Origin of the sequence: Micromonospora sp. WMMA2032 (assembly GCF_002688545.1) — a bacterium.
Lineage (GTDB): Bacteria > Actinomycetota > Actinomycetes > Mycobacteriales > Micromonosporaceae > Micromonospora > Micromonospora sediminicola.
In genome coordinates this window covers 3,503,576-3,516,729 of sequence record NZ_CP024052.1, presented here as the reverse complement: position 1 = coordinate 3,516,729, position 13,154 = coordinate 3,503,576, and the positions used below count along the sequence as shown (strand labels likewise).

Genomic DNA, 13,154 nt, shown 5'->3' with positions numbered 1-13,154 from the left:
GACCGTGCAGAAGCCGTTCGACATCCGCCTGCGCCCACGGGAGCTCACCCGGTGACCGAGGCCTGGCGACCGGAGGACGAGGACGGGCAGCGGCGCGGGGCCAGCGGTCCGGTCAAGGTGCGGGTGCCCGCCAAGGTCAACCTGCATCTCGGGGTGGGACCGCTGCGCCGCGACGGCTACCACGAGCTGAACACCGTCTACCACGCGATCTCCATCTACGACGAGCTGACCGCCCGCCGCGGCGACACGCTCACCCTGACCATGGAGGGCGAGGGCGCCGGCGAACTGGCCCTGGACGACTCGAACCTGGTGATGCGGGCCGCGCACGCCCTCGCCGGCTACGCCGGTGTCGCCCCGCACGCCCGGCTGCACCTGCGCAAGCAGATCCCGCTCGCCGGCGGGCTGGCCGGCGGCAGCGCCGACGCGGCCGCCGCGCTGGTCGCCTGCGACGCGCTCTGGGGCACCGGCCTGTCCCGCGACGAACTGGCCGGCATCGCCGCCGACCTCGGCTCCGACGTGCCGTTCCTGATCCACGGCGGCACCGCGCTGGGCACCGGCCGGGGCGAGGCGGTCAGCCCGGTGCTGGCCCGCCCCACCTCCTGGCACTGGGTGGTGGCCGTCGCCGACGGCGGCCTGTCCACCCCGGCCGCCTACCGCGAACTCGACCGGCTGCGCGACGCCGGGACCGCCGGCGAGCCGCTGGGCAGCACCGACGCGCTGCTCGGCGCGCTGCGGCAGCGGGACCCCCGGGTGCTGGCCGCCACGCTCGGCAACGACCTGCAGGCCGCCGCGCTGACCATGCGTCCCGCCCTGGCCGAGACGCTCAAGGCGGGCGAGGCCGCCGGCGCGCTCGCCGGGATCGTCTCCGGCTCCGGACCGACCTGCGTGTTCCTCGCCGCCGACGCCGCCGACGCCGGACGGATCGCCGCCGAGCTGACCGCCGCCGGGGTGTGCCGGGAGGCACGGGTCGCCCACGGCCCGGTCGCCGGCGCCCGCGTCGTCTGACGCCCCGTACCCTTGACCCAGGCGTCCCGGCCCCCGGGGCGCCTGAGTCATGAAGGGTGGGTCTGTGGCCAACATCGTCAACCTGGACCGGGTGTCCAAGGGGTACGGCGCCGCCGGGCCGCTGCTCACCGACGTCTCGCTCGGCCTCGACGACGCCGACCGGGTCGGCGTCGTCGGCCTCAACGGCGCCGGCAAGTCGACCCTGCTGCGGCTGCTCACCCGCACCGAGGAGCCCGACGACGGCCGCGTCACCCACCGCCGGGACCTGCGCGTGGCCTGGCTGCCGCAGCGCCTGGACCTGGCCCCCGACCTCACCGTGCGGGACGTCGTCCTCGGCACCGCCTGGCTGGACGAGAGCATGGGCGCCGAGCACGAGTGGGCCGGCGACGCCGGCGTCCGGGCCATCCTCGACGGCCTCGGCATGCCCCACCTCGGCCTCGACACGCCGGTGGGCCCGATGTCCGGCGGCGAGCGCCGCCGGGTCGCGCTCGCCGCGCTGCTGGTTCGCGACGCCGACCTGCTCGTCCTCGACGAGCCCACCAACCACCTCGACGTCGGCGGCGTCGACTGGCTGGCCCGGCACCTGGTCAGCCGCAAGGGCGCGCTCGTCGTGGTCACCCACGACCGCTGGTTCCTGGACGCCGTCTGCACCACCACGTGGGAGGTCGCCGACCAGACCGTCCGGGCGTACGAGGGCGGCTTCGCCGCGTGGACGCTGGCCCGCGTCGAGCGGCAGCGGGTCGCCGCGGCCACCGAGGCCCGCCGGCAGAACCTGCTCCGCAAGGAGATCGCCTGGCTGCGCCGGGGCGCCCCGGCGCGCACCTCCAAGCCCAAGTTCCGCATCGACGCCGCCAACGCGCTCATCGCCGACGTGCCGGAACCACGCGACACCATGTCGCTGCAACGGCTCGCCACCGCCCGCCTCGGCAAGCAGGTGTACGACCTGGAGCACGTCCGCCTGCACGCCGGCCCCAAGGAGATCCTGCACGACACCACCTGGCAGGTCGGTCCCGGCGACCGGGTGGCGATCCTCGGGCGCAACGGCGCCGGCAAGACCACTCTGCTGCGGATGCTCGCCGGGGTGACCGGTCCCGACGGCGGCCGGTTCGCCGCCGGGCAGACCGTCCGGCCGGCGTTCCTCTCTCAGGAGCTCGCCGAGCTTCCCGGCCACCTGCGCGTCCTGGAGGCGGTCGAGGAGGTGGCCCGCCGGGTCCAGTTCGGCGACCGGGAGATCAGCGCGTCGCAGCTCGCCGAGATCTTCGGCTTCGACGACCGGCGGCTCTGGACGCCGGTGAGCGACCTGTCCGGCGGTGAGCGCCGCCGCCTCCAGATGCTGCGGCTGCTCGCCGGCGAACCCAACGTGCTCCTGCTCGACGAGCCCACCAACGACCTGGACACCGACACGCTCGCCGCGCTGGAGGACCTGCTCGACTCCTGGCCCGGCACCATCGTGGTGGCCAGCCACGACCGCTACCTGATCGAGCGGGTCACCGACGTCGCGTACGGCATGTTCGGCGACGGCCGGCTCGTGCACCTGCCCGGCGGCGTCGACGAGTACCTCGCCCGCGCCGCCGCGGCCGGCGGCCCGGCACCCGCCGACCTCACCCCCGGCACGGCCGCCCCGGCCCGCGACGGCATGTCCGCCGCCGAGGTACGCGTCGCGAAGAAGGAACTCACCCGGCTGGAGCGGCAGATCGCCAAGCTGGAGCAGAAGGAGGCGGGCCTGCACGAGCAGCTCGCCGCCAACGCCACCGACTACGCGAAGGTGGCCGAGCTGGACGCCCAGCTCAAGGAGGTGCGGGCCGAGCGGGACCGCACCGAGGAGACCTGGCTGGCCCTGGCCGAGGAGCTGCCGGCCGGCTGAGCATGGGGGGTGTGCGGCGTCACTGACCGGCGTACGCGACAATCAGCGGCGGAACCCTCGTCCGAACGGTCTTTTGGAGACGCAGAGATGGCCCACACCCCCGTCAACCACCCCGCGCGGCCGATCTACCGGGCGATCGGCGGGCTCGTTGGTCTGTACTTCGTCGTCTTCGGCGGCCTCGGCATCATCGCCAGCGCCGGCAACGACTTCTTCGCCCAGGACGACACCAAGGTCCTCGGTCAGGGCACCAACATGGGCTTCTCGCTGCTGTCGGTGCTCATCGGCGTGGTGATCCTGGTCGGCACCGCGATCGGCCGCAACCTCGACGTGGCGATCAACCAGTGGCTGGCCTACACCCTGATGGCCATCGGCCTGGCCGCCCTGGCGTTCATCCAGACCGACGCCAACATCCTCAACTTCTCGATCATGACGGTGGTCGTGGTCCTGACCCTCGCGCTGGTGCTCCTGATGGTCGGCATGTACGGCAAGGTCGGCACCGACGACGAGCACGAGGCCTGGCAGAAGGCCCGCCTGGTGCTCTGACCCCGATCCATCCCGAAGGCCCGGCGTGCGCGCCGGGCCTTCGGCGTTTTCCGGTACGGGAACCGGCGCCCCGGGTGACAATTGCCCCGAATCAGTCAGATGGCTGGAGGGCTGCATGGCGCACTTCCCGGTGAACCATCCCGCGCGACCGCTCTACCGGCTGTTGTCCGGGCTCATCGGTCTCTACATCCTGGTCTTCGGGGTCTACGGCGTCTTCCAGACCTGGGGCGAAGGGCTGTTCGCCCGCAACAGCAACTGGGCCCTCGGGCTCCGCACCAACCTGGCCTTCTCGCTGGTCTCGGTGATCTTCGGCGCGATCCTGATCGTCGGCGCGTCCCGCCGGAACAACCTCGGGCACTACATGAACCTCACCGCCGGCGCGGTCTTCCTGGTCACCGGCATCCTCATGATGTCCGTGCTGCAGACCTCGGCGAACTTCCTGAACTTCTCGATGTCCACCGTCATCGTGTCGCTGCTGTTCGGGCTGATCCTGCTCGCCACCGGCCTGTACGACAAGGTCGGCCCGCCCGAGCACGCGGAGGAGGAACGCCGCCGCCGCTACCACCCGGTCGCCGAGAGGCCCTAACCCCTGATCGGGCCCGGCTTCGACTCCAGGTGCGACAGGCCGTTCCAGGCCAGGTTCACCAGGTGCGCGGCCACCGTCTCCTTGCGCGGCTTGCGCACCTCCAGCCACCAGCGCCCGGTCAACGCCACCATGCCCACCAGCGCCTGGGAGTAGAGCTCCGCCAGCTTCGGCTCGTAGCCCCGGCTGGAGAACTCGGCGCCGAGGATGTGCTCCACCTGATGGGCGACGTCGTTCATCACGCTGCTGAAGTTGCCCGTCGCCGACATCAGCGGCGACTCACGGACCAGCACCCGGAACCCGCTGGTCTCCTCCTCGATGTAGGTGAGCAACGTCAACGCCGCCTGCTCCAGCAGCTCGCGCGGGTGGCCCGCGGTCAGCGCCGTGGTGATCCGGTCCAGCAGCGAACGGACCTCCCGGTCCACCACCACCGCGTAGAGCCCCTCCTTGCCGCCGAAGTGCTCGTAGACCACCGGCTTGGAGACCTTCGCCCGCGCCGCCACCTCCTCGATCGAGGTGGCGTCGAACCCGCGCTCGGCGAAGATCTGCCGAGCGATCGAGATCAACTGCTCGCGCCGCTGCGCCGCGGACATCCGCACCCGGGACGGCTTCGCCGCCGGGACGGCCCGTCGGCGAGAGCGGTCGCTACCGGGAACATCGGTCACCTGGCCCATCCTGCCAGGCGCTGCTCACCCGGGCCGACCGGTCGGTCGCTGTCGTACGTGCGTTCTAATCTGTGCCGATGACCGATCCGCTCGCCGCCGAGGCGCGCCCCTACCGTGGCCGCAAGCCGGAGCTCTACGCTCAGGCGCTCGTGCTGCGGCGTGCCGGTTGTCCGGTCGGGGAGATCGCAGAGCGGCTCCACGTGTCCAGGTCCACGGCCTACCTCTGGACCCGGCATCTGCCGCTCGACCCCGAGCTGGTGCGGCAGCGGCGTGGGGCCGCCCAGCGGGCCCGCTCCGACGCGCAGTGGGGCGCGCACCGGGCTGCCCGGGACGCGGTCCGGGCCGAGGTGGTCACCGCGGCGGCCGACTGGGTCGGGCGGCTGGAGCGGCGTGAGCTGATGCTCGTCGGGGCGGCCGTCTATTGGTGTGAGGGTGGCAAGGCGAAGCCCTGGCGGCCGCGCGACTTCAAGGTCAAGTTCGTCAACAGCGATCTGGTGCTGGTCCGCCTCTTCCTGCGCTTCCTGGATGCCATCGAGGTGCCCGCCGAGGACCGCCGGTTCCGGGTCAGCATCCACGAGACGGCGGACGACGCGGCGGCGGTCCGGTGGTGGGCGGCACGCGTCGGTGTGCCGGCCGAGCGGTTCCAGCGGACCACGATCAAGAAACATCGACCGCTGACCAGGCGCCAGAACGTCGGGGCCGACTATCGCGGCTGCCTGGTGGTCCACGTCGTAGGAGCCAGCCGGCTCTACTGGCGGATCGAGGGGATCATGAAGGGAATGAGCCATGAAGATCCACCCGGTGACCGGTAAGGTGTAGGCAGCCATCGGGCAGGTTCCTATTTGCCTGATTTCGACCGTCCCGGGTCGTCTAATGGCAGGACGTCAGGTTTTGGTCCTGATTATAGGGGTTCGAATCCTCTCCCGGGAGCTTCTGCTGTTCGCCCTCCGTCGCGTGGTTAGCATGACCGCGAGACTGTCGCCGTCCCGACGGGAGCACGTCGTGTCCCAGCCCCACCTCCGCACCGTTGTCGTGCTCGCCGCCGGTGAGGGCAAGCGGATGAAGTCGTCCCTGCCCAAGGTGCTGCACCCACTGCTCGGCCGTACCCTGCTCGGTCACGTCCTCGCCGCGGCCGGGCCACTGGGCGCCGACCGCACGGTGGTCGTGGTCGGCCACGGCGCCGACCAGGTACGGAAACACCTGACCGAGGTCGCGCCGGAGGCCACCCCGGTGCTCCAGGAGCGGCAGCTCGGCACCGGGCACGCGGTCCGGATCGCGCTGGACGCGGTGCCGGACGCGACCGGCACGGTCGTGGTGATCAACGGCGACGTGCCGCTGCTGCGGCCGGCGACCGTCGAGGCCCTGGTCGAGGCGCACGAGGGCGCGGGCGCGGCGGCGACCGTGCTGGCCGCCGAGGTGCCGGACCCGACCGGGCTGGGCCGGATCGTGCGGGACACGCAGGGCCAGCTGGAGCAGATCGTCGAGGAGCGGGACGCCACGCCGCAGCAGCGCGCGCTGCGCGAGATCAACGCGGGCATCTACGCGTTCGACGTGGCCCGGCTGCGGGAGGCGTTGGGCAAGCTGTCCACCGACAACGACCAGGGCGAGGAATACCTGACCGACGTCTTCGCCCTGCTGCGGGACGCCGGCGAGCCGGTGGCGGTGCACTGCGCCGCCGACCACGTGGAGACGCTCGGTTGCAACGACCGGGTGGAGCTGGCCGGGCTGCGCCGGCTGCTGCGCGACCGGGTCAACGAGGGCTGGATGCGCACCGGCGTGAGCATCCTCGACCCGCACACCACCTGGATCGACGTGACCGTGACCGTGGAGAAGGACGCGGTGATCGACCAGAACACCCAGCTCCAGGGCACCACCGTGGTGGGCGCGGGCGCGCTGGTCGGGCCGGACACCACGCTCGTCGACACCGTGGTGGGCGAGGAGGCCAGCGTGGTGCGCAGCCACGCGGTGGGCGCCGAGGTGGGCCCGCAGGCCAGCGTCGGGCCGTACGCGTACCTGCGGCCGGAGTCGCGGCTGGCCCGCAAGGCGAAGGTCGGCACGTTCGTGGAGACCAAGAAGGCGTCGATCGGTGAGGGCTCGAAGGTGCCGCACCTGTCGTACGTGGGGGACGCGACGATCGGCGAGCACAGCAACATCGGCGCGGCGACGGTCTTCGTCAACTACGACGGTGTGCGCAAGCACCACACCACCATCGGCAGTCACGCGCGTACCGGGGCGGACAACATGTTCGTGGCGCCGGTGCGGGTGGGCGACGGCGCGTACACCGCGGCCGGTTCGGTGATCATCGCGGACGTGCCGCCGGGCGCGATGGCGGTGGCGCGCGGTCAGCAGCGCAACGTGGAGGGCTGGGTGGTGCGCAAGCGGTCCGGCACGGCCGCCGCGGAGGCGGCGCAGCGGGCCCGCGAGGGTGCGTCGGAGCCGGGTGTGGCCGCAAGCGAAGGTGACTGACTCCACGGGGACCGCCGGGCCGTGGGTGGACCGGTGAACCCGGGGGATACTGCAACCGAACAGTCCCCGGCCCACCGCCGCCGGGTACCACCGACATACGGGAGCAGACGGGCCCATGGGCAGCATCGTCGCCGAGAACCGCAAGAGCCTGATGCTCTTTTCCGGACGGGGTTTTCCGGAGCTGGCCAAGGAGATCGGTGAGGTGCTCGGCGTCGCGCCGACGCCGGCCGACGCGTACGAATTCGCCAACGGTGAGATCTTCGTACGGTTCAAGGACTCGGTCCGTGGTTCGGACGCCTTCGTGGTGCAGTCCGTGACGCACGGCGTGAACACCTGGGTCATGGAGACCCTGATCATGGTCGACGCGCTGAAGCGTGGTTCGGCCAAGCGGATCACCGTGGTGCTGCCGTTCTACCCCTACTCGCGGCAGGACAAGAAGCACCGCGGCCGGGAGCCGATCTCGGCGCGGCTGGTGGCCGACCTGCTGAAGACCGCGGGCGCGAACCGGATCCTGACGGTGGACCTGCACACCGCGCAGATCCAGGGTTTCTTCGACGGCCCGGTGGACCACCTGTTCGCGATGGACGTGCTGGCCGAGTACGTGGAGCACAAGTACGCCGGCCGCCCGATGACGGTGGTGGCGCCGGACTCGGGCCGGGTGCGGGTGGCCGAGCGCTGGACGGACCGGTTGGGCGGTTGCCCGCTGGCGTTCATCCACAAGACGCGGGACCCGATGAAGCCGAACCAGGTGGTGGCGAACCGCGTGGTCGGTGAGGTCGAGGGCCGGGTCTGCCTGATCGTCGACGACATGATCGACACCGGTGGCACGATCACCAAGGCGGCCGACATCCTCAAGGAGTCGGGGGCGGCGGAGATCGTGGTGGCCTCGACCCACGCGCTGCTGTCCGACCCGGCGACCGAGCGGTTGAAGAACAGCCCGATCAGCGAGGTCGTGGTGACGAACACGCTGCCGCTGCCGCCGGAGAAGCAGCTGGACAAGCTGACCGTGCTGTCGATCGCCCCGCTGCTGGCGCGGGCGATCCGGGAGGTCTTCGACGACGGCTCGGTGACCACCCTGTTCGGTGGCCTGAGCTGATGGTGGGCCCGGTCGCCGGCGTGGTCCGGCGGCCGGGCCGTTGCCCTGCGAGCCGGCCGGCGCGGTGATATGGGGGACTGCCGGAAAGCCCGGAATCCGCTCGGGTAGACTGGTGCGGTTGCCACGGCGAGGGTGCCCGGCGGGCTGCTGACAAGCACCGCACGGAGGCGCCGTCATCGACGCGGTGCTCCGGGCGGTCGTTCATGACCTTGAGCCCCAGCGAGCCCCTCGCCCAGCACCGCCAGACGACAAGCCGCCGCAGCGAAGCATCAGGAGTTTCCCCGTGTCCGAGGTAAAGATCAGCGCCGAGCCCCGTACCGAGTTCGGCAAGGGTGGTGCCCGTCGTACCCGCCGGGCCGGCAAGGTGCCCGCCGTGCTGTACGGCCACGGCGAGAAGCCCAAGCACATCGCGTTGCCGGCGCGTGACTTCGCCGCCGCGATCCGCAAGGGCGGCGCGAACCAGCTCTTCGCGATCGAGGTGAGCGACGGCACCCAGGTGCTGGCGCTGCCGAAGGCGATCCAGCGTGACCCGATCAAGGACACCTTCGAGCACGTGGACCTGCTGCTGGTCCGGCGTGGCGAGAAGGTCACCGTCGAGGTCCCGGTCCAGCTGACCGGTGAGGCCGCGAAGGACACCCTGATCGTGCACGACCACGACACCCTGTCGGTGACCGCCGACGCCACCAAGGTGCCGGACCACCTGGAGGCGTCGATCGAGGGCGCCGAGCCGGGCACCACGATCACCGCCGCCGACGTCGAGCTGCCCTCGGGCGTGGAGCTGGCCATCGACGAGGAGACCGCTGTCGCCTCGGTGACCGCCGCCCCGACCGCCGAGCAGCTCGAGGCCACCCTCCCCGAGGTCGAGGTCGCCGAGGAGGAGGCCGAGGCCGAGGTCGGCGAGGAGACCGCCGAGGGCGAAGAGGGCACCCCGGCCGAGGGCGAGCCGGCTGCCGAGGAGCCGAAGACCGAGGCCTGATCGGCCCGCAGGCTGTGCGACAGGCGTCCCCGGTTCCCGGGGGCGCCTGTCGGCGTATCGCCAGGCGGGTCGTGGGAAAGAGCGGAAGGGACGTGGCGTGACGGACGAGGCGGGGCCGTGGCTGGTGGTCGGCCTGGGCAACCCGGGCCGGGAGTACGCGGCCAACCGGCACAACGTCGGCTTCATGGTGGCCGACCTGCTGGCCGCCCGGGTGGGCGCGAAGTTCGGCCGGCACAAGCGGGCGGTGGCGGAGGCGGCCGAGGGGCGGCTGGGGTTCGGCGGCCCGAAGCTGGTGCTGCTGAAGCCGTCGACCTACATGAACCTCTCCGGCGGCCCGGTGGCCGGGCTGGCCCAGTTCCACAAGATCCCGCCGGCCCGGGTGATCGCCGTGCACGACGAGCTGGACATCCCGTACGGGCAGGTGCGGGTCAAGTGCGGCGGCGGCGAGGGCGGCCACAACGGGCTGCGGTCGATGTCGAAGTCGCTCGGCACGAAGGACTACGTCCGGGTGCGGTTCGGGATCGGTCGGCCGCCCGGCCGGCAGGATCCGGCGGACTACGTGCTGTCGGACTTCTCCGCCGCGGAGCGCAAGGAACTGGAGTTCCTGGTGGACCGCGCGGCGGACGTGGTGGAGTCGGTGGTCACCAGGGGTGTGGAGCCGACGCAGAACCTGTACCACGGGGGTTGACCGGCAGGTCGCTCGCCGGCCGGTAGTCTGCGCCTTTGCGACGGGAGCGAAGGCAGCGACGGGAGCGAAGACACCATGGGCAGTCCTCCGATGATCGACGGCGCGTTCGCCCGCTGGCTCGCGTCGCGGGCCGGGCAGGCGCTGATGGCCCTGCGCGCGGAGATGGGCTTCGCCGACGCCGGGGCGTTGCGGTCCGCCGGGGACAAGATCTCGCACGACCTGATCCGCACCGAGCTGGCGCGGTGGCGCCCGGCGGACGCGGTGCTGTCGGAGGAGGACGAGGGGTCGCGGCTGGCCTGGACCGCCGAGGTGAGCGACGAGGCGATGCCCCGGCTGACCGCGGACCGGGTGTGGATCGTCGACCCGCTGGACGGCACCCGGGAGTACGCCGAGGACGGGCGCGCGGACTGGGCGGTGCACGTGGCGCTCTGGTCGCGGCACGCGCCCTCGCCGCACGGTCTGGTGGCGGGCGCGGTGGGGCTGCCGGCGCAGCACCGGGTGCTGGGCACGGACTACCCGCCGGCGTACCCGCCGATGCGGTTGGAGGCGGCCACGGCGGCCGGCGCGCGGACCATCCGGTTGGCGGCCAGTCGTAGCCGTCCGCCGGTTTTCCTGACCGATCTGGCAGAGGACGTCGGCGCTCATCTGGTCCCGATGGGCTCGGCGGGCGCGAAGATCGCCGCCGTGGTGACCGGTGAGGTCGACGCGTACATCCACGCGGGCGGTCAGTACGAGTGGGACTCGGCCGCTCCGGTCGCTGTGGCGACGGCCACCGGATTGCATGCTTCCCGGATCGACGGTTCTGCGCTGGAATACAACGGGGCCGACCCTCGCCTACCCGATCTGCTGGTCTGCCGCAAGGATCTCGCGGGTCGGTTGCTTGCAGCGCTGCAGCGGCATTCCGGGTAACCTGAGCAATCTTCTTCACGACTCCGACCGGAAAGGTCTGGAATCCCGATGTGCGGATCCGAGCGAATCGAGTTCGTGTCATGACGTCCCCCGCCGCGTACCAGGTGTCGCACCTCGACGCGCTCGAGGCGGAGAGCATCTTCGTGATGCGCGAGGTCGTCGCCGAGATGGAGCGGCCGGTGCTGCTCTTCTCCGGCGGCAAGGACTCGATCGTGATGCTCCGGTTGGCCCAGAAGGCGTTCGCCCCGGCCAACATCCCGTTCCCGGTGATGCACGTGGACACCGGGCACAACTTCCCCGAGGTACTCGACTACCGCGACCAGCGGGTGGCCGAGCTGGGCCTGCAGCTCATCGTGGCCAGCGTGCCGGAGGCCCTGAACAAGGGCATGGTCCGCGAGTCGGCCGACGGCATGCGCAACCGCATCCAGACCCCGGTGCTGCTCGACGCGGTGGAGAAGCACCGGTTCGACGCGCTCTTCGGCGGCGCCCGGCGGGACGAGGAGAAGGCCCGGGCCAAGGAGCGGGTGTTCAGCTTCCGCGACGAGTTCGGCCAGTGGGACCCGAAGAACCAGCGCCCGGAGCTGTGGTCGCTCTACAACGGCCGGCACCACCCCGGCGAGTCGATCCGGGTGTTCCCGCTGTCCAACTGGACCGAGCTGGACGTCTGGCACTACATCGCGCGGGAGCGGATCCCGCTGCCGTCGATCTACTACGCGCACGAGCGCGAGGTGATCGAGCGTGACGGCATGTTCTACGCGGTCAACGAGTTCTTCCGGGCCCGCGCCGGTGAGCAGCCGTTCAAGGCCCAGGTGCGGTACCGGACCGTGGGCGACGCCTCCTGCACCGCGGCGGTCCGCTCGGACGCCGACACGGTGGAGAAGGTGATCGAGGAGGTGGCCGCCACCCGGATCACCGAGCGCGGCGCGACCCGCGGCGACGACCGGGTCAGCGAGGCCGCCATGGAGGACCGCAAGCGAGAGGGCTACTTCTGATGAGCGTCGAGACTGTGGCGCCGGCCGAGGCCGACGCGTCGGCCCGGCCGATGGACCTGCTGCGGTTCGCCACCGCCGGCAGCGTCGACGACGGCAAGTCGACCCTGATCGGCCGGCTGCTGTACGACACCAAGTCGCTCTTCAGCGACCAGCTCGCCGCGGTCGAGGCGGTCAGCGCCGCGCGGGGCGACGAATACACCAACCTGGCGCTGCTCACCGACGGCCTGCGCGCCGAGCGGGAGCAGGGCATCACCATCGACGTGGCGTACCGCTACTTCGCCACCCCGCGGCGGAAGTTCATCATCGCCGACACCCCCGGGCACATCCAGTACACCCGGAACATGGTCACCGGCGCCTCCACCGCCGACCTGGCGCTGATCCTGGTGGACGCGCGCAAGGGCCTGGTGGAGCAGTCCCGCCGGCACGCCTTCCTCTGTTCGCTGCTGCGGGTGCCGCACCTGGTCCTGTGCGTTAACAAGATGGACCTGGTCGACTGGTCGCAGGAGGTCTTCGAGCGGATCGCCGACGAGTTCACCGCGTTCGCCGCGAAGCTCGACGTGCCGGACCTGACCGTGGTGCCGATCTCCGCGCTGCGCGGCGACAACATCGTCTCCCGCTCCGAGAACATGCAGTGGTACGAGGGTCCGTCGCTGCTGCACCACCTGGAGCGGGTGCACATCGCCTCCGACCGCAACCTGGTCGACGTGCGGTTCCCGGTGCAGTACGTGATCCGGCCGCAGTCCACCACCGTCACCGACTACCGGGGCTACGCCGGCCAGGTGGCCTCGGGCGTGCTCAAGCCGGGCGACGAGGTGATGGTGCTGCCGTCGGGCTTCACCAGCCGCATCGCCGCGGTGGAGACCGCCGACGGGCCGGTGGACGAGGCGTTCCCGCCGATGTCGGTGACGGTTCGGCTGACTGACGAGATCGACATCTCCCGCGGTGACATGATCTGCCGGCCGAACAACGCGCCGATGGTCGCGCAGGACATCGAGGCGATGGTCTGCTGGATGGACGAGAGCCGGCCGTTGCAGGTCGGCGGCAGGTACGCGATCAAGCACACCACCCGGACGGCGCGGACGATCGTGCGGGAGCTGCACTACCGGTTGGACGTCAACTCGCTGCACCGGGACGAGTCGGCCGGTGAGCTGAAGCTCAACGAGATCGGCCGGGTGCGGCTGCGCACCACCGTCCCGCTGCTCGCCGACGAGTACCGGCGCAACCGCACCACCGGCGGGTTCGTCATCATCGACGAGGCCACCAACCGGACGGTCGGCGCGGGCATGATCGTCGAAGCCGGCTGACCCTGGCGTAAGGAAGGGCCCCTTGTTAACAGTGAGTGTTAACAAGGGGCCCTTCCTCTACCG

12 protein-coding genes, 1 tRNA gene and 1 pseudogene are annotated in these 13,154 nt (G+C 71.4%); 13 read left to right on the top strand and 1 reads right to left on the bottom strand.

Features of this window, described 5'->3' with window-relative positions:
- Positions 1-51 precede the first annotated feature (51 nt).
- The 4 genes from CO540_RS15880 (at position 52) to CO540_RS15865 (ending at position 3,998) form a co-directional block, all read left to right on the top strand.
- A complete protein-coding gene (locus CO540_RS15880; protein WP_099162654.1) occupies positions 52-1,005 on the top strand; it encodes a 4-(cytidine 5'-diphospho)-2-C-methyl-D-erythritol kinase in 954 nt (317 codons plus the stop codon).
- A 64-nt stretch (positions 1,006-1,069) separates the two neighbouring features.
- Positions 1,070-2,869: an ABC-F family ATP-binding cassette domain-containing protein gene (locus tag CO540_RS15875; RefSeq protein WP_099162653.1), complete on the top strand. Its 1,800-nt coding sequence runs from the start codon at positions 1,070-1,072 to the stop codon at positions 2,867-2,869.
- Positions 2,870-2,956: 87 nt separating this feature from the next.
- Positions 2,957-3,412 (top strand): DUF4383 domain-containing protein, encoded by a 456-nt coding sequence (locus tag CO540_RS15870; RefSeq protein WP_099162652.1) that lies wholly within the window; start codon positions 2,957-2,959, stop codon positions 3,410-3,412.
- 115 nt (positions 3,413-3,527) lie between these two features.
- Positions 3,528-3,998 carry a DUF4383 domain-containing protein gene (locus CO540_RS15865; protein WP_099162651.1) on the top strand — a complete coding sequence of 157 codons (471 nt, stop codon included), beginning with the start codon at positions 3,528-3,530 and terminating at the stop codon, positions 3,996-3,998.
- On the opposite strand, the gene CO540_RS15860 is transcribed toward CO540_RS15865, so the two are convergent.
- A complete protein-coding gene (locus CO540_RS15860; protein WP_091582500.1) occupies positions 3,995-4,660 on the bottom strand; it encodes a TetR/AcrR family transcriptional regulator in 666 nt (221 codons plus the stop codon). The genes CO540_RS15865 and CO540_RS15860 overlap by 4 nt on opposite strands.
- 77 nt (positions 4,661-4,737) lie before the next feature.
- Here CO540_RS15860 and CO540_RS15855 point away from each other — a divergent pair, with 77 nt between their 5' ends.
- From CO540_RS15855 to cysN, 9 genes and pseudogenes are all read left to right on the top strand, one after another.
- Positions 4,738-5,472 (top strand): resolvase, encoded by a 735-nt coding sequence (locus tag CO540_RS15855; RefSeq protein WP_157779132.1) that lies wholly within the window; start codon positions 4,738-4,740, stop codon positions 5,470-5,472.
- A gap of 47 nt (positions 5,473-5,519) precedes the next feature.
- Positions 5,520-5,590 (top strand) — tRNA-Gln (locus CO540_RS15850).
- Between the two features lie 33 nt (positions 5,591-5,623).
- Positions 5,624-7,186 (top strand): annotated as a pseudogene (gene glmU, locus CO540_RS15845) (bifunctional UDP-N-acetylglucosamine diphosphorylase/glucosamine-1-phosphate N-acetyltransferase GlmU); the annotation flags it as partial.
- Positions 7,187-7,241: 55 nt separating this feature from the next.
- Entirely contained in the window at positions 7,242-8,222 is a 981-nt protein-coding gene (locus tag CO540_RS15840) for a ribose-phosphate diphosphokinase (protein WP_091582494.1), read from the top strand.
- A gap of 283 nt (positions 8,223-8,505) precedes the next feature.
- Entirely contained in the window at positions 8,506-9,198 is a 693-nt protein-coding gene (locus tag CO540_RS15835) for a 50S ribosomal protein L25/general stress protein Ctc (RefSeq protein WP_099162648.1), read from the top strand.
- A 97-nt stretch (positions 9,199-9,295) separates the two neighbouring features.
- A complete protein-coding gene (pth, locus tag CO540_RS15830) occupies positions 9,296-9,886 on the top strand; it encodes an aminoacyl-tRNA hydrolase (RefSeq protein ID WP_099162647.1) in 591 nt (196 codons plus the stop codon).
- A gap of 75 nt (positions 9,887-9,961) precedes the next feature.
- On the top strand, positions 9,962-10,795 hold the full coding sequence (locus CO540_RS15825; RefSeq protein ID WP_091582485.1) for an inositol monophosphatase family protein: 834 nt from the start codon (positions 9,962-9,964) through the stop codon (positions 10,793-10,795).
- An 80-nt stretch (positions 10,796-10,875) separates the two neighbouring features.
- The gene (cysD, locus tag CO540_RS15820; RefSeq protein ID WP_091582481.1) at positions 10,876-11,787 is read left to right on the top strand and encodes a sulfate adenylyltransferase subunit CysD; all 912 of its coding nucleotides are present in this window, start codon (positions 10,876-10,878) and stop codon (positions 11,785-11,787) included.
- Positions 11,787-13,091: a sulfate adenylyltransferase subunit CysN gene (gene cysN / locus CO540_RS15815; protein ID WP_091582478.1), complete on the top strand. Its 1,305-nt coding sequence runs from the start codon at positions 11,787-11,789 to the stop codon at positions 13,089-13,091. The genes cysD and cysN overlap by 1 nt, the downstream gene beginning before the upstream one ends.
- The last annotated feature ends 63 nt before the right edge of the window (positions 13,092-13,154 follow it).

Coding starts and splice junctions, on each gene's coding strand:
- CO540_RS15870 (WP_099162652.1), top strand. CDS start 2,957: ATGGCCCACACCCCCGTCAACCACCCCGCGCGGCCGATCTACCGGGCG.
- CO540_RS15865 (WP_099162651.1), top strand. CDS start 3,528: ATGGCGCACTTCCCGGTGAACCATCCCGCGCGACCGCTCTACCGGCTG.
- CO540_RS15855 (WP_157779132.1), top strand. CDS start 4,738: ATGACCGATCCGCTCGCCGCCGAGGCGCGCCCCTACCGTGGCCGCAAG.
- CO540_RS15840 (WP_091582494.1), top strand. CDS start 7,242: ATGGGCAGCATCGTCGCCGAGAACCGCAAGAGCCTGATGCTCTTTTCC.
- CO540_RS15825 (WP_091582485.1), top strand. CDS start 9,962: ATGGGCAGTCCTCCGATGATCGACGGCGCGTTCGCCCGCTGGCTCGCG.
- cysD (WP_091582481.1), top strand. CDS start 10,876: ATGACGTCCCCCGCCGCGTACCAGGTGTCGCACCTCGACGCGCTCGAG.
- cysN (WP_091582478.1), top strand. CDS start 11,787: ATGAGCGTCGAGACTGTGGCGCCGGCCGAGGCCGACGCGTCGGCCCGG.